This is a genomic window from Cognatundibacterium luofuense (assembly GCF_018139685.1).
Taxonomy (GTDB): Bacteria; Pseudomonadota; Gammaproteobacteria; order Burkholderiales; family Burkholderiaceae_D; genus Undibacterium; species Undibacterium luofuense.
On sequence record NZ_JAGSPN010000005.1, the window covers coordinates 167,516 to 189,539 of the forward strand.

The window sequence follows — 22,024 nt, forward strand, 5'->3', positions numbered from 1 at the left end:
CGCTGTTTTCTTCCCGGATTCCCATGACCATCATCATTTCCGCTAATCTGAACGGTATCCGTTCTGCCGCTAAAAAAGGTTTTTTTCCGTGGATGCAATCCACCGGTGCTGACTTCATCTGCGTACAGGAACTGAAAGCGCAGGAAGCCGATATGAGTCCGGAATTTCTGCAGCCCGAGGGTTACCACGGTGCGTTTCACTATGCGGAGAAAAAAGGCTATTCCGGCACCGGCGTCTACAGCAAACAAAAACCGGATGCGGTGCAGATCGGTTTCGGCAGCCCCGAGTTTGATGCCGAAGGCCGTTATGTGCGCTGCGACTTTGGCAATCTGACCGTGATTTCGGTGTACTGCCCGTCCGGCTCTTCATCGCCGGAACGTCAGGAAGCCAAATTCCGTTTCATGGATGTGTTTTTGCCGCATCTGGCCGCACTGAAAGCGGAAGGCCGCGAAGTGGTGATTTGCGGTGACTGGAATATCGCGCACAAAGAAGCCGATCTGAAAAACTGGAAAAGTAATCAGAAAAATTCCGGTTTCCTGCCGGAAGAACGCGCATGGATGACACGCGTATTTGACGAACTGGGCTGGGTCGATGCCTACCGCCGCCTGTATCCGGACACCACCTCCGAATGCTATACCTGGTGGAGCAACCGTGGTCAGGCCTGGGCCAACAATGTCGGGTGGCGTATCGATTATCAGGTCGCTACACCGGGCATCGGCGCCACGGTGCAAGCGGCCAGCATCTACAAAGAAGAACGCTTCTCTGACCACTCGCCACTGATTATTCAGTACCAGCCGTAATCCGGCCCAGCCACCAGAATCGCCGCGTTTGCGGTGCTTCCAGCGGCGTAAAAGCCATCAAAAGGCAGCAGGCATCCCCTGCTGCCTTTTGCTTTTCAGCCAGCCCTTGCATGCTCAGGCTCAGACTTGCCCTGCGAAGGCCGGAAAACACCCGAAACCACCCATTTTGCGGACTTCAGCACAGCGATCCGGCGGTCGTCGGCAGAAAGTCTGGCTGTCCGTAAATCGCGGATGCGGATAGCTGCACAAGCGAAGAGTAAACCGAAGCGAACTTCGATAAATATTCGCCAGACCGCCCCCATCATTGATCAATGGCTACATTGCTTTTTTATTTCGTAAAAAAGCGACATTTTGTACTTTATTGCTATCCGTTTTTCACATTTGCATACTTTGCATCTATGCTGAAAAAACTTCTGTTTGTCATTCTTGCGGGGGAGCCTACGATGAAGTGTTCTTTAGCCAGCTATATTAGTTTAATAGCCGCACTGCTCATGAGCGGCTGTGCCTCGGTCAGAAAAGTAACTATGCCCGATGACGACAACTTACTCAGTGGTGCCGGTTCAATCATGCAAGCCAGAACTACAACGGGCAATGCTGTCTCCGTTGAGGGGTTTGAAGAAATTCAGCTGGATAGTCTGCTGACAGAGTACAACCTCCAGCAAGCGCAAATAAAAGATCTGACTGCTGAGACACTCAAAAATGATTTATATCGTTACCGTCGTAACGAACTACAGGAAAGACTCATCAACGCTTCGAACCAACGATGCGGTGCATATCTCAGGATGTTAGTCTCCTCCAAATCACAAACTCAGATGGGATGGACAGGATTGGCAACCCTGTTTTCCGGCGCTGCAGCCGTCGTTCCTCATGCACTCACTGCAAAAACTCTGGCTGCCGGCAGCACCATTTCTACGGGAATACTGAATTCATACAATGAAGCCTATTTCAATAATCTGACTATCACCGTTATTTCCAGTGGCATCTCCAAACAGCGCGAAGGTATCCTGTCGCAAATATCTGGCTATCAAAGCAGGTCATTGCTGGACTATACCGTCAACGCGGCTATCGCAGATGCATTGAACTACCATGCAGCGTGTAACATTATTTCCGGCCTGGAAGCCGCCGCCAAAGCGACGAGTCAGGCTGATGCGACAGGAATTTCCACCCTTATACGAAAACAGATAACGGATCAAAAAAACCCTTTGCCGTCGAGTGAATTGAATTCCAGGCCGACGAATAACGACTCAAAACTGGAAAAAGCAAAGTAACTGAAATTCGCCATTTTGCGGACTTCAGCACAGCGATCCGGCGGTCGTCGGCAGAAAGTCTGGCTGTCCGTAAATCAAGGATGCGGATAGCTGCACAATGAGTGGTGCCGGACAAACAAAAACGCCCGGATTTCTCCGGGCATCTGAACTACGTCGTCAGCCTGCGCACAGGCTTTCCGATCTCAGAAGACGAATGACAGCTTACTGATAGCGGACGCGGTCCGTCGCGATGCTGTCGATCTGTTTGCTGTGTTCGCGGATATAGCTTTCCATCGCATCCAGATCACGGCCCAGCAAGGCGCGGTCACCGGCTTTTTTGAATACGGTGAATCCATCACCGCCTTCAGCAAGGAAGCTGTTCACGATCACGGTGTAAGTATGCTCAGGGTCCAGTGCTTTACCGTTCAGCTGCACATCGCGCAGTGTCGGCCCGGCCGCCGGATTACGTTGCCAGACGTAGCTGAAGCCTTGCGACACAAACAGTTTTTTGACTTCACCGGCAGGACGGTTTTTCCATTGCTGTTGCAACACATCCAGAATTTGCTGACCAGTCATTTTCAGTCGCACCAGACCATTGCCGAAAGGCTGAACTGCATACAGATCACCGAAGGTCACCTGAATATCGCTGCCCTGCGCGCCGGATGGTAAGTCATTGCGGATGCCGCCGGAATTCATGAATGCGATGTCGGCATCGGCCATGTGTTCGGCAAAATGCAGTTGGGAATCCGCAATCAGATTGCCGAGCGTGCTGTCAAACGCATCGCCTTCACTGAAGCGCAGTAAGGGTTTACTGAGTTTGATCACGGGACGGGAACGCATGTCGCCGGTCAGACGCGCCACTTCTGCGACCAGTGTTTGCGCCCCGGCATCCGGTGTGATGTTTTGCTGATCGATCAGATGATTGACCGCATCGGCTTTGATGACTTTGCCGCTGTCTTTATCAATCGTCAGCGTGGATTCGGTCAGATAGGCGCCGTAGCTGCGGCCCTGCACCACCAGTTTGTCTGCAATTTTGCAGGTGTAACCCTGATGTGAGTGACCGGAGACAATCAGGCTGACGGCCGGATCAATCTTATTGGCGATATTGATAATCGGGCCTTGCAAACCTTCACAGCGATAGGTCGGATCGCTTTCCGGGCCTTTAAACATCGCACCTTCGTGGATCAGCACCACAATCGCATCCACTCCCTGTGCTTTCAGTTCCGGCACATAGCGGTTAATTGTTTCGGCTTCATCATCAAAACGCAGCGCTTTGACGGCATCACCTGCCACCAGATTCGGTACGTCCGAGGTGACTGCGCCGATAAAGCCGATTTTCAGATCACCGACCTGACGCACCACATACGGTGTCAGCCACGGTTTGCCGGTCGATTTGTCGATCACATTTGCGCCCAGATAGGCGTAGCTGGCACCTTTGAATCCCTGAAATGCGCAACCGGCTTCCGGGCAGGTTCCCTGAATACGGCGCATCAGGTCAGCGGTACCGTTATCAAATTCATGATTACCGACGGCGGTAATGTTCAGTTGTATCCGGTTCAGTGCTTCCACCACCGGTTCGTCCTTCAGCAATGCAGAACCCATCGGCGATGCACCCATTAAATCACCGGCACCGACCAGTATGCTGTCACCCACGGCAGCGCGGCGTTCTTTCAGTTTGGTCACCAGATAGGCATAACCACCGGCAGCGCCGTTGACGGTTTTACCATCCTGCACACGCGGGAACTGATAAGGCACAGGCTGACTGGCCTGCAGATTGCCGTGAAAATCATTGATACTGAAAATGGTGACGGTGCGTAAGGTTTCAGCCAGCGCACTGGCAGTCACGCCCATTTGCAGCGCAGCGGCCAGCAGCGGGCTCAGAAATAAAGGACGAAGTTTCATACGGTTTTCCTGAAAGACAAAAGGCCTGCGACCCGGTGAGGATCGCAGACCTTTATAAGGTACAACTGACTTACGTGATATTCACACTGATCAGAAATCAGCAGAGAAAGTCACGGATGCAAAGCGTGGTGCGCCCAGATAGTAGAACACGTTCTTCGCGCCTGCGCCTGGATAAGCCAATGCATTCGTCACGTTGAAGCTGGACGGATTGCGGTACTGACGGTCTGTCAGATTGCTGATACTCATACGCAGTGTTGGTTTTTTCAGGAAACCAGTGTTAGGGAACTGATAACCTGCATCCAGACCAACCAGAGTGTAGGCCGGAACCAGTTCATCATTGGTCATGGTTGCCCATTGTTTGCCTGTGTATTTGACTTTAACACGGGTATACCATGCGCCGGTTTCGTACTGTGCGCTCAGACCTGCTTTGTACTTCGGTGTCAGCGTCATTTCTTTGCCAGCAGTTGGCAAGGAAGCTGTTTTGCTGACTGGCAGATCTTCCTGAATTTCACTCTTCGCGTAACCAACAGAGCTGTAGAAAGACCAGCCGTTGACTGGTGTGTTACCCAGTTCGATTTCAAAACCGTTGGTTTTTACTTTACCAACGCTGGTCAGGCTGCTGGTGTTGGAAATCGGATCGTATGCAGTTGCCTGACGGTTACGGAAGTCTACTGCATACACAGTGAACTGACCTGTGATCAGATCGCTCTGATGACGGTAACCAATGTCCAGGTTGTAAGAAGTTTCTGCTTTAACATCAACTGGCATTGTTGCCACACCGTTCACCAACACAACGTTACCTGTTGTTGCGTAGATGAAGTTAGGTGGTGCCTTCATGTTTTTCGCCAGACTTGCGAATACCTGGTTGTTGTTATCGATCTGATAACGCGCACCCAGTTGTGGCAGGATTTCAGAGTACTTTTTGCTGATGTTGTACGAAACAGTACCGCCTTCGTTTGCGAAGTTGGTGAAGTCACGTTTCATCGTCGGCGCACGTACACCAAAGTTCAGCGACAGTTTGTCATTCATCAGGCTGATGGTGTCTTGTGCAAACACTTGGTAGCCTGTGGAAATGGTTTTCCAGTCACGGGATTGGTATGGTGTGCCATCAGGGCGCAGAATACGGCCCGCTTTCAACCAGATGTCGTTTGGTTCGCCGTTCGCATCAACGGAGACCATAGGACCAAATTGTTCGTGGGTTGCACGTTCGTACCAGAAACCAACCAGAACCTGATGGTTATCGAACTGATGTGTCAGGGATGCTGTTACACCAGGACGGTTTGTACGTGTGACGCTTGCATTCGCAACAATCACTTTGTCCAGTGTATCGCCGTCACCGTTCAGATCCACGCCGGCAGTGTTTTTACCGGTTGCTGTGTTCAGGAATGCACCTTCAGAAACCAGTTTTTGCTGAACGCCACCGTTACCGTAGCCATACCAGTAGTAAGGAACAACTTTCAGATCGGTGCTGTCACCAAAGCGTGCTTTGATGATGGTGGATGCAATCACGTTCTCAAACGGATTTTGTGTCAGTTTGTAGAAGGAGTCAGCATTTGCCTGGCTAGGATCATTGTCCGCTTTACCTTTAGTCGGTGTTACGTGACCGATGAAAGACTGGGAGTAATCGTAGTAGTAACCGTTTTTGTTCAGATCAGCCAGATTGAATGTGCTGATGTTCTGGTTGATTGCACGGTTGTACAGGATGGTACCGGAAACCGAGTTGAAACGGTCGAAGTCGGTACGGAAGCCCATGTCTACGTGATCACGGCGTGCACCACCCGCGCCTTTCCATTTGTCCGCTTGTGCGTTGGAATAGGAAATGAAGAAACGGGATTTGTTATCAAATACCAGACCTGTGTCGTAACGCAGGTAAGTTTTTTTCAGGTTCAGACCACCCAGAGTCTGCATCACGCGGAAGCGTTTTTCTTTGGACGGATCGCAAGTGGTGATACCGAAGTTACCGCCGGTTGCACCGATTTGCGGGGAGTCAACGTCAGTAGAACCCTGAGTCACGAATTGTGTACAGGTGTTTTCCTGATCAACGAATTCTTGTGGGTATACAGCAAAGTTACCGGAGTCATTAACTGGCACACCATTGATGGTCGCGCCAATCTGGTCGCTGTTGAAGCCACGCAGAGACAAGCCACCACCAAACAGGCCGGTTGCGTCATAGTTATAGCTGTTAACTGCTGGCATCAGTTCCAGCGCTTCATAGGCATTGCCTGTAGGACGCTGTTTTGCCAGTTCTTCCGCAGTAATCGTGCTGCGTGCTTTTGGCGCGTTTTCCTGCACCATCAGACCCATACCGACTTTTTTGCCGGTAATGGTGACTTGTTTAGAGTCGGTTGGCTGATTGTCTTTCTCGTCTGCGTAAGCAGAGGACATACTCAGACAAGCGATTTGGCATGCAACCGCTACCATCGTCAGACGGAAAGGCGTTGCCGATGCTTTCTTGAAGTTCATGAATGCTCCTGATCAGATTGCAAAAATAATTGTTTCAAACTGGTTTGCTGCGCCGGGATCAAAAGGTCCCGGTAGGTCTCCGCCATTACTTATTGTTCTGACCATTGCTGGTCATAAAAAAGCTGCAGGCACAACTATGTTTCCCTCATGATGCTGGCTATCCCTGTGCACTGATCATCTCAGCGCAATCGATTGCTATACTGACCGCATCACTCGTGGGAAGAGTGCGCAAACGATTGCTTTTCGTACAAAAAAATGAGACGAAAGCAGATTCGTCTTATTTTTTAGATAATCCGGCACAGAACCGGCATCAAATATTCGGGAAATCGGGTATTCAGGTATGTGAAATCAGTCTATCACATTACTTTTTTTAATATTACAGAGTGTTACATCCAAATATGAAAGCTTCATGACAGCGTGGTGTAAACCACGCAAAACTGTCACAAAGCCACAACATCTTGCAATATTACTCACTTTTCAACACTTTAAGTGCTGATTAAGGCGTGATTATAGACATTTCACTTCAGCGAGTGAAAAGATTTTTTCGGGGATTAATACCAAAAAGTCAGAAAATCCGACATTTTTTTTCAAATGCCGGACGATTGTGTCTTTCAGAAAAATTATCTGATAAACAATTTTAATGGTTGTTTTAAGGATAGGTGACAGGGGAAATACCCTTCACATTCGGCTGATACGGCGGCAGTGCAGACAACTGTGCCGATTTTGCTTTCGCGTACAGAGGCATCACTTCCGGTAAATGGCGACGGATTTCCTCAATCCGGCTGCCTCCCGACGGGTGCGTCGATAACCATTGCGGCGGCGCGTTCTTATTCACCATCCCCATTTTTTGCCACAACACAATACCGGCACGCGGATCGTATCCGGCACGTGCGGCAATATCGAGACCAACGATATCAGCTTCCGTTTCATCATCGCGCGAGAACTTCAGCATCGTCACCTTAGCAGCGCCACCGGCAATTTGCCCAGCCATATTCGGATCATAGCCTTTGGCTGCGGCAAAAATTTCCGCACCTCTGACGAAGATATTCGCAATCGTGGCTGTGCCCGCACGTTCCGCGCCGTGTTCACGTAATGCATGGGCGATTTCATGGCCCATCACCATCGCAATTTCATCATCCGTCATGCGCAGCGTGGTCAGAATGCCGGTGTAAAACGCGATCTTGCCACCCGGCATACAGTAAGCATTGACTTGTTTAGAGCCGAGCAGATTGACTTCCCATTTCCAGTCTTTGGCGCGCGCGTTCCACGGTAACGCAAAAGGGATAATCCGCTTTGCAATCGCGCGCAGACGCAGCAATTGCGGATCATTATCAGCCGCTAATGCTCCCTGCTGCTTCGCCTGATTCAGGGTTTGCACATACTGAGCCGCTGCCTGCTGTTCCAGCGCACCGGTACCGGCCGGCACAATTTTTCGCAATGGCGACATTTGTCCGACCTGTACACCATCCTGGGCAAATGCGGCTGGCCAGGCCAGCATCAGCGCCAGCAAACCTGTATTCAGACCCGTGCGAAAAAGCTTCATCCCTGTTTCCTTATTTCTAAGCAGACTATGTTCAGACCGGCTGGCGACGGCGCAAACGAAACACCGCCAGACTGCCGCGCCAGTTCGGTAATATGCGGACGGGTCGGCCTTCATGCAAGGCTACGCATTCCAGTACTTCCAGACCGACGTCATGTGCCAGATCAGCAAAATCATAAATCGTGGCACAGCGCACATTCGGCGTATCGTACCACTGATACGGCAGCGACTTGGAGACCGGCATCCGTCCGCGTAGCAATGCAGTACGATGCGGCCAGTAACCGAAATTTGGAAACGAAACGATCGCTTCCTGACCAACACGGGCAATTTCACGCAGCGTGTTTTCCACATGCTTCATCATTTGCAGCGATGACAGGCAGAGTACGGTATCAAAGCTGTTATCGGTGAACATACCCAGCCCCTGATCAATATCCTGCTGGATCACGCTGACCTGACGTCGCGCACAGGCCAGCACTTTATCGTCAGCAATTTCGATACCGTAACCATGACATTGTTTGGCAGATTGCAGGTAGTCAAGCATTTCGCCATCGCCGCAACCAACGTCCAGCACTTGTGCGCCCGGCTTAATCCAGTCGGCAATAAACGCCAGATCGGGGCGTAACTGATTCAGTTCAGAAATGGTCATGCGGATTCTCCCTTCAGTTCCGCATCAATGCGGTCGTAATATGCGGCAACTAAATTCAGGTAACGGCTGTCATCGAGCAGGAAGGCATCGTGTCCATGCGGCGCATCAATTTCTGCGTAAGTCACAGGACGGCGGCTGCTGACCAGTGCGCGCACAATTTCGCGACTGCGCTCCGGTGAAAAACGCCAGTCGGTCGTGAATGAAGCAATCAGGAATTTCGCTTTGGTCACCGCCAGCGCTGCTGCCAGATCACCACCGGTTTCACGCGCAGGGTCAAAATAATCGAGGGCTTTGGTAATCAGCAGATAGGTATTCGCATCGAAATAATCCGAGAATTTATCGCCCTGATAACGCAGATAAGATTCAATTTCAAAATCCACGCCGTAGCCAAATTGCAGGCTGCCGGTTTTTAAATCACGGCCGAATTTTTCTGCCATATCGTCATCGGACAAATACGTGATATGACCAATCATACGGGCCACACGCAAACCACGGCGCGGCACAACCTTATGTGCATAAAAGTGACCACCGTGAAAATCCGGATCCGTCAGAATCGCCTGACGCGCGACATCATTGAATGCAATATTCTGCGCAGACAGTTTCGGGGTCGATGCAATCACGATGCAGTGACGCAAACGATCAGGAAACAATATGCTCCACGCCAGCGCCTGCATACCGCCAAGTGAGCCGCCCATGACAGCTGCAAATTGCTGAATACCGAAACGGTCAGCGACCCGCGCTTGTGCCTGCACCCAGTCTTCTACAGTTACGACAGGAAAATCAGCGCCGTAAGGCTGCGTACCTGCCGGATTGGTATGCATAGGCCCGGTCGAGCCAAAACAGGAACCGAGGTTATTAATCCCGATCACAAAAAAGCGATTGGTATCCACCGGTTTGCCAGGACCCACCATGTTATCCCACCAGCCCACATTTTTCGGCTGATCCGCATACACACCCGCAACGTGATGTGAGGCATTCAGCGCATGGCAAATCAGCACGGCATTCGATTTATCCGCATTCAGTTCACCATAGGTTTCCACCATCAGCGTGTAATCTGAAATGCTGGCACCGCTTTTCAAAGGCAAAGCTTCGGCAAAATGGAACGCTTGTGGCGTCACGATGCCGACAGACTGAGAAGACACAGACATATACTCTTCCACCGGGTGTAAACCCGTCAAAAACACATTTGAAGGAAGGCTAAAAGGGGGGCTGAATGGAGGGGAAAGGAGACATTCAGGCTCGCTTTAGCCGTATTTATTTTCCGGAGTGACCGGAAAGCGCCCGCAAGCTGAAACTCAAATCGGCGCTTATTCACTAAGGGTATAAGGATAAACAAGTCAGCGGATGCCGTCAAACATCCGCTGCGTTTTTCTGCATAGCCGCAATCAGTGCATGACGACGCCCGCCTGCTCCATCGCAGTCAGGGTTTCACGTATCGATTGCGGATCAAAACTGCGCAGGATTTTTTTCAGGTGCGGCTGCAGTAAGTCCAGTTGCGTATTCAGAATCGCCTGTTTAATTTCCGGCATTAAAGCGGCTGGCATCGACAGTTCGCGGAAACCCATCGCAATCAGCAAGCGGGTCAGACGGATATCACCGGCCATACCACCGCAAATCGATACCGGAATATCCGCTTTGACAGCGGTTGAAATAATGCTGTGCATCAGCTGAATAATCGCAGGATGCAGATCATCGTACAAATGCGCGACTTCATGATCAGCACGGTCAATCGCCAGCGTGTACTGAATCAGATCATTGGTACCGACTGACAGGAAATCGAGTTTGCGGACGAACATTGGCAATGACAGCGCGGCAGCCGGTACTTCTATCATTGCACCGACCGGCACTTGCGGATCGAACTTCATGCCCTCTGCGGTGAGCTCAGCCTTCGCCTGCTCCAGCATCGCCAGCGTTTGTTCGATTTCATGGTAATGCGCCAGCATAGGAATCAGGATTTTGACTTTACCGAAAGCCGATGCACGCAGAATAGCCCGCAACTGTGTCATAAATAATTGCGGCTCAGACAGGCAATAGCGAATCGCACGCAAACCCATCGCCGGATTCAAAATATTATGGTCAGAGCTGTCCAGCGGTTTATCCGCACCAACGTCCAGCGTGCGTATCGTCACAGGGCGGCCCTTCATGCCCTGCACCGCCTGACGATAGGCTTCAAACTGTTCTTCTTCGGTCGGCAAACGGTGCTCCTGCCCGCTACGTTCCATAAACAGAAATTCAGAGCGGAACAAACCAACACCGCTGGCACCTGCATCCAGTGCATGTGCAGTGTCTTCCGGCAATTCAATATTGGCCAGCAAAGTAATTTCGACACCGTCCTGTGTGACCGCCGGTGTTTTGCGCAAACGTGCCAGTTTCTTTTTCTGACGTGCCAGTTTGGCTTGTTTGTCGCGATATTGTTCCAGTACCGCATTGTCGGGCGCCACAATCACAACACCGGCATCACTGTCGATAATTAACCAGTCGTCCTGTGCAATCAGATGGGATGCGTTTCCCATACCGACCACGGCCGGAATGCCAAGGCTACGCGACACAATCGCGGTATGCGAGTTCTGCCCGCCTTCATCGGTGACGAAACCGGTGAAGGCATCGTCACGCAACTGCATCATGTCAGCCGGAGAAATATCACGCGCCACCACGATCATATTCGCGGTACGCTCATCGATCCCTTCGGAGCGCACAACCTGATGCACAGTGCCGGTCAGCACTTTCAGTATCCGTTCCGCCACCTGCTGAATATCGGCTTTACGTTCGCGCAGGTATTCATCTTCGATTTCATCGAACTGAGCGGAGAGTTCTTCGACCTGCGTTGCCAGCGCCCATTCGGCGTTGTAATGGCGGGTGCGGATGATATCCAGCGGCGCTTCGGAAATCATGGGGTCGGCCAGAATCAGCGCATGGACGTCAATAAATGCGCCGAGCTCAGTCGGTGCATCCTGCGGCAGTTCAGACCAGAGGGTCTGCAGGTCACGGTTAACCTGCGCGATAGCTTCCTGCAGGCGCAGCACTTCGGCTTCGACCTGCTCCTGCGCCACCAGAAAATGTTCGACGTCGAGTGCTGCAGGGTGCAGCACATGGGCGCGGCCAATCGCAATACCGCGCGATACCGGAATGCCCTGCAAAGTAAACGATGCCATGCCTAGTCTCCCTGTTGAATCTTTATCTGCAACGGCGACAGCAAGTCGCCCGGAGGCAGCGGGCAGCGGCTTTGCTGACGCAGTCTGGATGAGAATTGTCCGTTGCGGACGATTCTTATTCGCCTTCTCCGAAGCGATCCTGTATCAGTGCGCACATGGCGTCGAAGCAGGCTTGTTCATCTTCACCGTTGATTTCGAGCTGAATTTTGCTGCCTTTACCGGCGGCAAGCATCATGACACCCATAATGGATTTGCCATTGACGCGGCGGCCATTGCGGGCCACCCACACTTCAGAACGGAATTTTCCGGCCAGCTGGGTAAATTTTGCAGACGCACGGGCATGCAATCCCAGTTTGTTGATGATTTCAATTTCCTGCTGAATCATAGTTTTACCTGTTTGAATAATGCTTCAGATCCGGGTACGGCAATCAATCCGCAACGCGCCGTTTTGTCCGCCGGCCAGCGCCATTTCCACCACGACGTCCAGTGCGTCATGGCGGTAAGTCAGCGCACGCAGCAGCATCGGCAGGCTGATACCTGCGATCACGGCCACCTGATCGGGATCACCCAGACTGCGGCAGCAATTGGATGGCGTACCACCCATCATGTCTGTCATCACCAGCACGCCGGTACCATCGTTCAGACGCTGTACCGCGTCTGCAGCCAGCTTATGCACATCGTCCGTATTCTGATCTGCCACCACGTCGATGGCTTCCAGCCGCTCGGGCATGCCACGGAAAACATGGGCTGCTGCCTGTAAAAACGCTGACCCCAGCGGTGCATGGGTCATTAAAAGAATTCCAACCATAATCACCTGTTTGCCAGCGCACTGCCCGACTCTAGTCCGGAATGTCCGGAGGGGGAGTATCCCCGATTTCGGGCTGCACGCCTAAGTAAATTGCAGGGTGTTACAAATACCCCCGGGGGTATTTCAGGCTGCTACCGCAGCTTCCAGCGCATCCACAAACATCGCCGCCACATCAAAACCGGTTTGTGCCGTGATTTCCTGGAAGCAGGTCGGGCTAGTGACATTCACTTCAGTCAGATATGAACCGATCACATCCAATCCTACCAGCAACAAACCGCGTTGCGCCAATTGTGGTGCCAGCGTCTGCGCGATCTCAAGATCCCGTTCAGACAAAGGCTGAGCAACACCTGTGCCACCTGCTGCCAGATTGCCGCGCACCTCACCCTGCTGCGGGATGCGCGCCAGTGCAAACGGGACGACTTTGCCGCCAATCAGCAAAATCCGTTTATCGCCGTGCACAATTTCCGGGATGTAGCGCTGCACCATAATGGTACGGCTCCCCAGTTGCGTCAAGCCTTCAATCACGCTGCCCAGATTTAAACCATCTTCACGCACGCGGAAAATACCGGAACCGCCCATGCCGTCCAGCGGTTTCAGAATGATGTCGCCGTGACTTGCATGAAACGCGCGGATACGCGCTGCATCACGGGTCACCAGCGTCGGTGCTGTGAACTGGCTGAACTGCGCAATCGACAGCTTTTCATTATGACTGCGGATTGCTGCGGGACGGTTAAACACGCGTGCGCCCTGCTGCTCTGCCAGTTCCAGCAGATAGGTGGCGTACACATATTCCATATCGAACGGCGGATCTTTACGTTGCAGCACCGCGTCAAATTGTTGCAGCGGCGTATCCTGCGGCGCGGCGGCCTGATACCAGTGTTCACTGTCACCGGTCAGCCGGATTTCACGGCTGCGTGCCACGACTTGTCCGTTTTCCAGCGCCATATCTTCCGGCCCGAACGCAAACAAGCGATGTCCGCGCGATGCGGCTTCGCGCATCATCGCAAACGTGGAATCTTTGTAGGTTTTAAAACTATCGAGCGGATCAGTCAGGAAAGCCAGTTTCATCGTTTCTCTCTTATTCTCAGATCAGAGGCAGCGGCGCTCTGCTGCCGCTCAGTAAATTTCCGGATCAGGATCAGTGCGTTCCAGTTCCAGCGATGCAGCCAGCAAAGCCAGCCTTGCCACCACGCCGTACATGTAGAAACGGTTTGGTGCTGCCGTTCCCGGCTGCGCGCGCATATCCGGCACCGCATGCTGCTGCGCAAACGCCAGCGGCATCGATTGCATGCCCGGCGCATTCAGATTTTCATCCACACCGCGTTCCTGATGGAAGCGGTAATAACCACCGACCACATAGCGGTCGATCATATACACCACCGGCTCGGCCACCGCTTCGTGCACTTGCTCAAAAGTGTACACACCTTCCTGCACAATCACATCGGTGACGGTCATACCGTCTTTGACCACCGCCATTTTGTTACGCTGCTTGGCATTCAGCTCGCGGATTTCAGAAGAATTATGTACCGTCATCACGCCCATGCCATAGGTACCGGCATCGGATTTGACAATCACAAACGGTTTTTCCTTGATCCCGTATTCTTTATATTTTTTACGGATTTTCGCCAGCACCGTATCCACCGCTGCCGCCAGCGCATCTTCGCCGGTACCCTGATGGAAATCTACGCCCTGCACTTTCATGAAGTAAGGGTTCAGCATCCACGGGTCGATATCGACCATTTTCGAGAATTTTTTGACGACTTCGTCATACGCTGAAAAGTGGTTACTCTTGCGGCGCAGCGCCCAGCCGGCGTGTACCGGCGGCAGCAGGGTTTGTTCGTTCAGTTCTTCCAGAATGGCCGGAATACCGGTCGATAAATCGTTGTTCAGCAGTATCGTGCAAGGATCGAAATTATTCAGCACCAGACGGCGCCCGTTGGCGGAACGTTCCAGCGGTTCCAGCAATAATTCCTGACCATCCGGCAGAAGTACCGGGGTCGGTATTTTGATTTCCGGTGACAACGAACCGAGGCGCACATTCAGACCGGTCTGACGGAAAATCTGCATCATGCGCGCGATGTTTTGCAGATAAAACGCATTGCGGGTATGACTTTCCGGAATCACCAGCAGATTGCGTGCATCCGGACAATATTTTTCGATCGCCGCCATTGCGGCCTGTACTGCAAGCGGCAGCATTTCCGGTGCCAGATTATTGAAACCGCCGGGGAACAGATTGGTATCGACCGGTGCCAGCTTGAACCCGGCATTGCGCAGATCGACAGAGCAGTAAAACGGCGGCGTGTGTTCCTGCCATTCAAGCCGGAACCAGCGTTCAATTGCGGGGGTCGCTTCGAGGATTTTCTTTTCGAGATCCAGTAGCGGACCATTCAGGGCGGTAACGAGATGCGGAACCATAAAGACCTTTTGGAATGAACAGCACGAAAGCAGCATTCATAACAAAAAAGCATGAATTCCCGCCGCTTTCTAGACGAACGGTCTAGCTTGGGATGAAACGGCAGGAATCAAGGGGAAAACTGAATACCCTTACAGTATTCAGGCCGATTCAGCCAGCAAATTAAAGTGTTCAACCACCGGCGGCGTGGCAAAAAACGGGCCGACAATTGCACGCCACTGTATGAACGCAGGCGATTCGCGGAAATCAACGGTGTGATTTTCCAGCGTTTCCCAGTAAATCATCAGCAGATAACGGTCAGCAGATTCGATCCCTTTCTGCACTTTGAATCCGCGGAATCCTTTGGCTTTGGAAATCACATCCTGCAGGCCGCGCTGTATGGCCTGATCAAACGCTTCTTGCTGTCCCGGCTGAATCCGGATATCGGCTACCTCAAGTATCATAGTTCGCTCACAGGTGGGTCATCAATCTCTGCATTATGACAGTTTGTGCCGCACCGGTCAGGAAACGCATAAGCTTTTCATCTTTCCGGCGCTGCACTGAACTTTGTTCATGTCAGCCAGCGCCGGATGGCTTGCTCAGATCAGTGCGCGCTGGCTGAGTTCTGCCTTGATATAGGCGTAAAACACCGGCGCGGCCACCAGCCCCGGCAACCCGAACAAGGTTTCCATGATCAGAATGGCGGTCAGCAATTCCCAGGCTTTGGCATTGATTTGCGCACCGATAATGCGGGCATTCAGGAAATACTCGGCTTTGTGTATCAATACCATGAACAGCAAGGAACCCGCCGCCACATGCACAGAGTGCGACAAGGCCACAATCACTACCACGGTGTTTGAAATAATATTACCCGCCACCGGAATCAGACCGGCGATAAAGGTAATCGCGATCATGGTTTTTACCAGTGGCAAATGCACGCCTAACAAGGGCAGTACCAGCGCAAGATAAATCGCTGACATGACAGTATTGATCAGGGAAATCTGTACCTGCGCGAACACGATTTTATGGAAAACCGTCGCCAGATTCGCAATCCGTTCACTGAGCGCAAGCGCCAGCGGCCCGGCCGGCTGATCCGGATTGGCGCGTGATACCGCCACCATCGCGCCAATCACCACGCCCAGAATCAGGTGTACCAGTAAATGTCCGGCTTCCGGCAACAGGGTTTTAGCTTCACCTGCATGTTCGCGCAGCCAGTGAATCAGCAAATCCTGCAGCGCTGCCACGTCTTCCGGCAAATTATTCGCCAGCCAGTCAGGCACTTGTGAGCGCGAAGCTTCGATAATGTCGGCCATTTTTTGCAGCAGGGTATGTAAATTCCCGCCATCGCTACGCAAAAATGCGTGGACGCCCCAACTGCCGGCAAAAATCGCGGTACTCAGAATCAGGGCCAGCACGATCAGCGCCAGCATACGCGGTTGCCGATGGCGAAAACGCGCTGCAATCAGCGGTTCCATGCTGTGTATCAGCGAAAAAATCAGCAAACCGGAAAACAGTGCCAGCACCAGACCGGCTTTCAGCACCATCCACAAGGCCAGCCCTGCGAGAATCAGCGAGGCAAGTTCGCACCAGGATTGCTTTTGTTGTTCGGAGAAATTGAGCGGCGGCATGGCGTTCCTTATGGTTGATCTGCTGATGCAAAGCAGGCATTGAATCACACTGGCGCAGCCTGCGCGACGGTAATAATGGAGATTTTTTATCATCACGCGACTAATCACAGTTGCGGCCAGCTACCGAAAAAGGCGCATTTAACGCACCTTTTCCTGTTTTTATTGTTATTGAAGGCGCATATTTCTATCCTGACTGCATGCCGACTTGTTTTGAAAGCGATACGCAGCCTGCGCTGCCGGTGGCTACAAAGTGAAACAAGTCATTACATTTTCACTGTCAGCGTAATGTCCATATCGTGCGTTAATACTGTTACTACGCTGTTTATCTGTTACGAGGCTATTATGAAATCTGTTCGCCAACCCGCTCTGTTCCTGATGTCTGCCATTGCACTCGGATTTGCCACTCAGGCATCCGCTGCAGATTATGATGACTTTGCCCGCGTGATCAGTGTTACGCCGCAAGTCGAGCAAGTGAATTACCCGCGTCAGGATTGCCGTACCGAATACGAACAAGTACCGCGTCACCAGCAGCAACGTCAGGCTGAACGCAGCAATGGCGGCGCCATCATCGGCGGTATTGCCGGTGGTTTGCTCGGTAGTCAGGTTGGTGGCGGCAATGGCCGTCTGGCAGCCACTGCGGCCGGTGCGATTACCGGTGCTTTAGTCGGTGACCGCATGGATAACAACGGTAATAACAACAATTACAACAACCAGCCAAGCTACGAAACCCGTCCAGTGCGTCAGTGCCGCAATATGGATAGCTGGGAAACCCGCACCACCGGTTATGCGGTGACGTATGAATACATGAACCGTACTTACACCACGATCATGCCTTACGATCCGGGTTCACGTCTGCGTCTGCATGTATCGCTGACACCGCGTCCTTAATCTGCCTGATCAGCGATACATCGTCATCGCTGACCGGCAACAAAAAAAGCACCGCTGACCTTATCGGGTCCGGTGCTTTTTTGTTTTGGGCGGCGCCATTTCCGCTGACTGCATGGCGACAACATACCGGTACAAAAGCACTTCCACTGTGAACTGCTTTCTCACAGAAGTCCCCGCAGCGCTGTTTTTGCCCGGAATTGGCCCGAAATTGCCCCAAATGCGGAGTTCAGCACAGCGATCCGGCTGTCGTCGGCAGAAAGTCCGGGCCTCGCAAATTCACGAATGACGATAGCTGCATATTACGACGACCGGTTCTCAGGTTAACAGCGTTATGAATAAGCGCGACGGTGCAGTTTGAAGCTGCCCACCAGCCGCCGCAGACTATCGGCCTGATCCTGCAGGGACGTCGCCGCCGCCGCTGCTTCCTCCACCAGTGCCGCATTTTCCTGCGTGATCTGATCCATCTGAATCACGACCTGATTCACCTGCTCAATACCGGCTGTCTGCTCGGAACTGGCATTACTGATTTCCGCGATGATATCGCTGACCTTTTGTACGCTTTGCATCAGTTCCTGCATGGTATCGCCGGCCTGACTGACCAGACCGGAACCGCGTCCGACTTTTTCAACGGAGTCATGAATCAGTTGCCGGATTTCCCGCGCCGCCGTTGCCGAGCGCTGGGCCAGCGTCCGCACCTCCGACGCAACCACCGCAAAACCGCGTCCCTGCTCACCGGCCCGGGCAGCTTCCACTGCCGCGTTCAGCGCAAGGATATTGGTCTGAAATGCGATACTGTCGATGACGGCGATGATATCCACGATTTTTTTCGATGAAGCATCAATATCGCCCATCGTGGTCACGACTTCCTGCACCACGTCACCACCTTTGACCGCAACAGCACTGGCGCTGCGTGCAAGCTGATGTGCCTGCCGTGCACTCTCGCTGTTGTGACGAACAGTAGCCGTCAGCTCCTCCATTGACGACGCCGTTTCCTCCAGAGAACCTGCCTGACTTTCCGTACGTGCCGACAAATCCATATTGCCCTTGGCGATATCCGCCGTGGCATCCGCAATCAGTTCTGTTCCCTGTTGCACCTGACTGACCAGTGTTTGCAGCTGGCCATTCATGTCGCGCAATGCCCCCAGTAATTCTGCTGTTTCATCCTGACCACGCACTTCAATCACGCTGGTCAGATCACCGGAAGCCACGGTTTTGGCGACATCCACCGCGCGGCGTAATGGGCGTGCAACCACTTGTGCAATCAGATAAGCGAGAAAACTGCCAATCAGTACGCTGCTGACGATCGCAGCGGCAATCCAGATACGCGACGATTCATAAATGCGGGTACCGTCCTGATATGCACTGATGCCGCCGTTCACGTTCACATCCACCAGATTGTCAGCGATTTTCAGCAAAGCGGCATTCAGCTTGGATGACTCGCCGCGCAGTACCGTTCTGGCTTCCTCCAGATTCCCTTCACGTGACAACCGGATCAGTATTTCACTTTGTGCAGCGTACTTATCCCACAGACTTTTGAATTCCTGCATTTGCTGACGTTCAGTGTCAGTGGTAATCAATCCCGTGAACGTCGCCTGATATTCCTGCAACTGTCCGGTGTACTCACGCCAGCGTTTTGCATAAAAATCGATTTTTTCAGAATCGCCGGCCGAGAGCACGATCTGCATTTCCTGCGTTCTGAGCCGCGAGATACGTTCCTTGATACCCATCGCAGCATTCACGCTGGGCATCCAGTTGGTTCCCAGTTCAGTTGCCGTTTCATTGACTCTGGCCAGCTGCCAGATCGAAAAAGCACCCAGCAAACCCGTAATCAGCATCAGCATGGAAAATCCGGCGTACAGCTTGGCGGATATTTTCAAATTATGGAAAAACGACATATTCCCCCCTAAATGGTTATTCTGATTAACCGGAACCAGGCTGCCCGCGCTTCACTACCCTCTGTCGGACAACAGTGATGCATTTGAAACAATAAGCAGTCATATTCAGCATAGGTGAAGAATCCGGGACTTCCCAGAAAACCAGGGGATTTTTAAGAATTTCGCGACAAAAGCGCGTTATATGCTTATTCCTTGCAGACAAAGTTTGCGTCAGGGCAGGTGCAGAAGTTAGTATTATCGGATGGCAATTTTTTGCCCGGTCTTCATTTCAAAAACAACATGTTTAAAAAATATGGTCTGCTGGTCTGGCTGACGTTTCTGCTGGCCGGAGGTTTCATTTTTACATCGGTTGCGGGCTATCTGACGTCCAAAAACACGCTGCAGCAAAGTCTGGCGGAACAGACGCTGCCGATTACCGGTGATAATGTCTATTCAGAAATTCAGAAAGATATCCTGCGGCCGGTGTTCACCTCGTCGCTGATGGCGCATGACACCTTTGTGCGCGACTGGATGCTAAACGGGGAAGAAGATCAGGAACTGATCACCAAGTACCTGAAAGAAGTCAAAATCAAAAATAATGCAGTGACCAGTTTTCTGGTGTCGAACCAGACTTTGCATTATTACCACGCGGATGGCTTACTGAAAACCATCAAAGAAGGTGAACCGCGCGATGTCTGGTTTTACCGCGTCAAAAACCTCAAATCCGATTACGAAACCAATGTGGATGTGGATCTGGCGAACCATGATGCCGTCACCATTTTCGTCAATTACCGTATCAAAGATTATCAGGGGCAGTTTCTCGGCGTGACCGGTATCGGTCTGACGCTGGATACGCTGCGCCAGCTGATTGATTCCTACCAGAAACGTTTTGCACGCCGCATCATGTTCGCGGATGCCAGCGGCAAAATCATGCTGGCCGGTTCCGGTTACCGTCTGAAAGTGCAGCGGCTGCAGGATATGCCCGGACTGAACGCGGTGGCAAAGGAAATTCTGGCAAATAAGAAAAGCCAGTCGCTGCATCTGGAATATGCGGGTGACAAAGGCACGGTACTGCTGAATTCCCGTTTCCTGCCGGAACTGGGCTGGCATTTGCTGGTGGAGCAGGAGCTGGAAAGCGAACTGCGTCCGGTACAAAACATGCTGCTGGTGAATATCGCAATCAGTGCAGGCATTACGCTGACGATTGCCGTCATCATGCTGTTCATGGTGCGCCGTTATCAGCAAAGACTGGAGCGTTCTGCTTCCACCGATGCGCTGACCGGTTTGCTGAATCGTCAGGCCTTTGATTTCGTATTCAAGGCAGCGATTCTGGATGCAGAGCGTTCGCGCCAGCCTATGTGTGCCGTACTGATGGATATCGATTTCTTTAAAAAAGTGAACGATAAACACGGTCATCTGGTGGGTGACCACGTACTGAAAGAAATCGCTGCCATCACCCGCCGTTCACTGCGAGAGAGCGATGTGCTGTGCCGCTGGGGCGGTGAGGAATTTCTGATTCTGCTGAAAAACTGCACGCTGGAAAAGGCGACGTCGATTGCAGAAAATCTGCGCAGCACGATTGAAGCAAACGACTTTTCACGCACCACAGATTTACTGAAAACCCGCATGAATGTGACTGTCAGTATGGGTGTGGCGCAGTGCAAAGATAATGAAAGCGAAGACAGCGTGTTTGAGCGCGCTGATCAGGCACTGTATCAGGCCAAAGAAAACGGCCGTAACAGCGTTTATTTCGCCGAGTGATGACGGGCGGCCAGCGCCGCCGTCAGTGTCACCATCGCATCGTATAACTGTCCGGCCTGCGGCTGCCAGCCATGCACAGCAGCCGCCTGCTGGCGCACCAGCTCCCAGTCGCCGCGCGCTACCGGCCCGGTCAGCGCCTGTTCCGGCCCCAGCCTGAATACATTGTCCATCGTCAGTCTGGCCAGCGGCTCTGCCATTTTCTGCGCCATATCGCGCGGAATCCCGGCCGCCTGATACGCTGCCAGCGCGGTATCCATCAGCGTCACCAGATAATTACTCGCAAACACCGCTGCCGCGTGATACACCAGTTTGTCTTCGGCGCGGATGCGCACGGTTTCAGCCGCAATCGCATGCAGACAAGTCTCCAGCGCCTGCAGCGCACCTTCATCGCCTTCCAGACTGCAGACCGTCCCCGCAAATGCAGCCGCACATGCCTCTTTATCCGCAAAACTGCGCACCGGATGCAAACTAGCGATCAGTGCGCCGGACGCTTTTACCGGTGCCAGCAGCGCCGATGCTTTGGCTCCGCTGCAATGGAACACCACATCGCCGGGACGCAAGACCTGACTGTCTGCCAGCTGCCGGGCGACTGACGCAATCTGATCATCGCTGACACTCAGCATCCACAATGACGCTGGCAGAAAAGGCTGATCTGCAGGCTGCGGCGCACCGGCGCCGATCCACGCCGCCGCCCGCGCTGCGCTGTCTGTGCTGCGGTTCAAAATACGCTGCGGCTTTGCAACACCGGCCTGCCACCAGCAGCGCGCCAGCACTTGCCCGACTTTACCGGCACCGATCAGATTCAGTTCATGCACAGAAACTCCCTTGATTGCAGTTGACGTTGGCATTGTATGCAGTCTGCCACCGCCAAAAAAGCGATTGCCGCACCGGACAACAAAATTTGTCCTATAGTTGTGGCAATC

General features: G+C 52.5%; 19 protein-coding genes. 5 read left to right on the top strand and 14 right to left on the bottom strand.

Features of this window, described 5'->3' with window-relative positions:
- Nucleotides 1-23: 23 nt before the first annotated feature.
- Both KDM89_RS08920 and KDM89_RS08925 read left to right on the top strand, forming a co-directional pair.
- Nucleotides 24-800, top strand: a complete 777-nt coding sequence (locus KDM89_RS08920) for an exodeoxyribonuclease III (protein WP_212687594.1) — start codon at nt 24-26, stop codon at nt 798-800.
- Nucleotides 801-1,111: 311 nt separating this feature from the next.
- Entirely contained in the window at nt 1,112-2,068 is a 957-nt protein-coding gene (locus tag KDM89_RS08925) for a hypothetical protein (RefSeq protein WP_212687595.1), read from the top strand.
- A gap of 201 nt (nt 2,069-2,269) precedes the next feature.
- Here KDM89_RS08925 and KDM89_RS08930 read toward each other — a convergent pair whose 3' ends face one another.
- Nucleotides 2,270-3,949 (bottom strand): bifunctional metallophosphatase/5'-nucleotidase, encoded by a 1,680-nt coding sequence (locus KDM89_RS08930; protein ID WP_212687596.1) that lies wholly within the window; start codon nt 3,947-3,949, stop codon nt 2,270-2,272.
- Nucleotides 3,950-4,039: 90 nt separating this feature from the next.
- Nucleotides 4,040-6,412 carry a TonB-dependent receptor gene (locus KDM89_RS08935; protein WP_212687597.1) on the bottom strand — a complete coding sequence of 791 codons (2,373 nt, stop codon included), beginning with the start codon at nt 6,410-6,412 and terminating at the stop codon, nt 4,040-4,042.
- Between KDM89_RS08935 and KDM89_RS08940 the strand changes: the two genes are divergently transcribed.
- Nucleotides 6,411-6,563, top strand: coding sequence for a hypothetical protein (locus KDM89_RS08940; RefSeq protein ID WP_212687598.1), 153 nt, complete (start codon nt 6,411-6,413; stop codon nt 6,561-6,563). The genes KDM89_RS08935 and KDM89_RS08940 overlap by 2 nt on opposite strands.
- A 498-nt stretch (nt 6,564-7,061) precedes the next feature.
- Here KDM89_RS08940 and KDM89_RS08945 read toward each other — a convergent pair whose 3' ends face one another.
- From KDM89_RS08945 to KDM89_RS08990, 10 genes are all read right to left on the bottom strand, one after another.
- Nucleotides 7,062-7,955, bottom strand: coding sequence for a M48 family metallopeptidase (locus tag KDM89_RS08945; RefSeq protein ID WP_212687599.1), 894 nt, complete (start codon nt 7,953-7,955; stop codon nt 7,062-7,064).
- A gap of 31 nt (nt 7,956-7,986) precedes the next feature.
- On the bottom strand, nt 7,987-8,598 hold the full coding sequence (gene metW / locus KDM89_RS08950; RefSeq protein WP_212687600.1) for a methionine biosynthesis protein MetW: 612 nt from the start codon (nt 8,596-8,598) through the stop codon (nt 7,987-7,989).
- Entirely contained in the window at nt 8,595-9,746 is a 1,152-nt protein-coding gene (gene metX / locus KDM89_RS08955; RefSeq protein ID WP_212687601.1) for a homoserine O-succinyltransferase MetX, read from the bottom strand. Before metX ends, metW begins: the two co-directional genes overlap by 4 nt.
- A gap of 237 nt (nt 9,747-9,983) precedes the next feature.
- Nucleotides 9,984-11,750, bottom strand: a complete 1,767-nt coding sequence (ptsP, locus tag KDM89_RS08960; RefSeq protein ID WP_212687602.1) for a phosphoenolpyruvate--protein phosphotransferase — start codon at nt 11,748-11,750, stop codon at nt 9,984-9,986.
- 115 nt (nt 11,751-11,865) lie between these two features.
- Nucleotides 11,866-12,135 carry an HPr family phosphocarrier protein gene (locus KDM89_RS08965; protein WP_212687603.1) on the bottom strand — a complete coding sequence of 90 codons (270 nt, stop codon included), beginning with the start codon at nt 12,133-12,135 and terminating at the stop codon, nt 11,866-11,868.
- 24 nt (nt 12,136-12,159) lie between these two features.
- Nucleotides 12,160-12,558, bottom strand: a complete 399-nt coding sequence (locus KDM89_RS08970) for a PTS sugar transporter subunit IIA (protein ID WP_212687604.1) — start codon at nt 12,556-12,558, stop codon at nt 12,160-12,162.
- Between the two features lie 123 nt (nt 12,559-12,681).
- A complete protein-coding gene (gene gshB / locus KDM89_RS08975; RefSeq protein ID WP_212687605.1) occupies nt 12,682-13,626 on the bottom strand; it encodes a glutathione synthase in 945 nt (314 codons plus the stop codon).
- Nucleotides 13,627-13,674: 48 nt separating this feature from the next.
- Complete coding sequence (gene gshA, locus KDM89_RS08980) at nt 13,675-14,973, bottom strand: glutamate--cysteine ligase (protein ID WP_212687606.1); 1,299 nt, start codon at nt 14,971-14,973, stop codon at nt 13,675-13,677.
- A 138-nt stretch (nt 14,974-15,111) separates the two neighbouring features.
- Nucleotides 15,112-15,414, bottom strand: coding sequence for an antibiotic biosynthesis monooxygenase family protein (locus KDM89_RS08985; protein WP_212687607.1), 303 nt, complete (start codon nt 15,412-15,414; stop codon nt 15,112-15,114).
- A gap of 135 nt (nt 15,415-15,549) precedes the next feature.
- Nucleotides 15,550-16,578, bottom strand: a complete 1,029-nt coding sequence (locus KDM89_RS08990) for an AI-2E family transporter (RefSeq protein WP_212687608.1) — start codon at nt 16,576-16,578, stop codon at nt 15,550-15,552.
- 342 nt (nt 16,579-16,920) lie between these two features.
- On the opposite strand from KDM89_RS08990, the gene KDM89_RS08995 reads away from it, so the two are divergent.
- Nucleotides 16,921-17,466: a glycine zipper 2TM domain-containing protein gene (locus KDM89_RS08995; protein WP_189356509.1), complete on the top strand. Its 546-nt coding sequence runs from the start codon at nt 16,921-16,923 to the stop codon at nt 17,464-17,466.
- A 329-nt stretch (nt 17,467-17,795) separates the two neighbouring features.
- Here KDM89_RS08995 and KDM89_RS22860 read toward each other — a convergent pair whose 3' ends face one another.
- The gene (locus tag KDM89_RS22860) at nt 17,796-19,361 is read right to left on the bottom strand and encodes a methyl-accepting chemotaxis protein (RefSeq protein ID WP_212687609.1); all 1,566 of its coding nucleotides are present in this window, start codon (nt 19,359-19,361) and stop codon (nt 17,796-17,798) included.
- 279 nt (nt 19,362-19,640) lie between these two features.
- Here KDM89_RS22860 and KDM89_RS09005 point away from each other — a divergent pair, with 279 nt between their 5' ends.
- Nucleotides 19,641-21,101 carry a sensor domain-containing diguanylate cyclase gene (locus KDM89_RS09005; protein ID WP_212687610.1) on the top strand — a complete coding sequence of 487 codons (1,461 nt, stop codon included), beginning with the start codon at nt 19,641-19,643 and terminating at the stop codon, nt 21,099-21,101.
- On the opposite strand, the gene KDM89_RS09010 is transcribed toward KDM89_RS09005, so the two are convergent.
- Nucleotides 21,086-21,916, bottom strand: coding sequence for a Rossmann-like and DUF2520 domain-containing protein (locus KDM89_RS09010; protein WP_329604641.1), 831 nt, complete (start codon nt 21,914-21,916; stop codon nt 21,086-21,088). The genes KDM89_RS09005 and KDM89_RS09010 overlap by 16 nt on opposite strands.
- Between the last annotated feature and the right edge of the window lie 108 nt (nt 21,917-22,024).

What these genes read in the sequence shown, in the direction of transcription:
- KDM89_RS08920 (WP_212687594.1), top strand. Translation starts at nt 24, where the DNA reads ATGACCATCATCATTTCCGCTAATCTGAACGGTATCCGTTCTGCCGCT.
- KDM89_RS08925 (WP_212687595.1), top strand. Translation starts at nt 1,112, where the DNA reads ATGGCTACATTGCTTTTTTATTTCGTAAAAAAGCGACATTTTGTACTT.
- KDM89_RS08930 (WP_212687596.1), bottom strand. Translation starts at nt 3,949, where the DNA reads ATGAAACTTCGTCCTTTATTTCTGAGCCCGCTGCTGGCCGCTGCGCTG.
- KDM89_RS08940 (WP_212687598.1), top strand. Translation starts at nt 6,411, where the DNA reads ATGAATGCTCCTGATCAGATTGCAAAAATAATTGTTTCAAACTGGTTT.
- KDM89_RS08935 (WP_212687597.1), bottom strand. Translation starts at nt 6,412, where the DNA reads ATGAACTTCAAGAAAGCATCGGCAACGCCTTTCCGTCTGACGATGGTA.
- KDM89_RS08945 (WP_212687599.1), bottom strand. Translation starts at nt 7,955, where the DNA reads ATGAAGCTTTTTCGCACGGGTCTGAATACAGGTTTGCTGGCGCTGATG.
- metW (WP_212687600.1), bottom strand. Translation starts at nt 8,598, where the DNA reads ATGACCATTTCTGAACTGAATCAGTTACGCCCCGATCTGGCGTTTATT.
- metX (WP_212687601.1), bottom strand. Translation starts at nt 9,746, where the DNA reads ATGTCTGTGTCTTCTCAGTCTGTCGGCATCGTGACGCCACAAGCGTTC.
- ptsP (WP_212687602.1), bottom strand. Translation starts at nt 11,750, where the DNA reads ATGGCATCGTTTACTTTGCAGGGCATTCCGGTATCGCGCGGTATTGCG.
- KDM89_RS08965 (WP_212687603.1), bottom strand. Translation starts at nt 12,135, where the DNA reads ATGATTCAGCAGGAAATTGAAATCATCAACAAACTGGGATTGCATGCC.
- KDM89_RS08970 (WP_212687604.1), bottom strand. Translation starts at nt 12,558, where the DNA reads ATGGTTGGAATTCTTTTAATGACCCATGCACCGCTGGGGTCAGCGTTT.
- gshB (WP_212687605.1), bottom strand. Translation starts at nt 13,626, where the DNA reads ATGAAACTGGCTTTCCTGACTGATCCGCTCGATAGTTTTAAAACCTAC.
- gshA (WP_212687606.1), bottom strand. Translation starts at nt 14,973, where the DNA reads ATGGTTCCGCATCTCGTTACCGCCCTGAATGGTCCGCTACTGGATCTC.
- KDM89_RS08985 (WP_212687607.1), bottom strand. Translation starts at nt 15,414, where the DNA reads ATGATACTTGAGGTAGCCGATATCCGGATTCAGCCGGGACAGCAAGAA.
- KDM89_RS08990 (WP_212687608.1), bottom strand. Translation starts at nt 16,578, where the DNA reads ATGCCGCCGCTCAATTTCTCCGAACAACAAAAGCAATCCTGGTGCGAA.
- KDM89_RS08995 (WP_189356509.1), top strand. Translation starts at nt 16,921, where the DNA reads ATGAAATCTGTTCGCCAACCCGCTCTGTTCCTGATGTCTGCCATTGCA.
- KDM89_RS22860 (WP_212687609.1), bottom strand. Translation starts at nt 19,361, where the DNA reads ATGTCGTTTTTCCATAATTTGAAAATATCCGCCAAGCTGTACGCCGGA.
- KDM89_RS09005 (WP_212687610.1), top strand. Translation starts at nt 19,641, where the DNA reads ATGTTTAAAAAATATGGTCTGCTGGTCTGGCTGACGTTTCTGCTGGCC.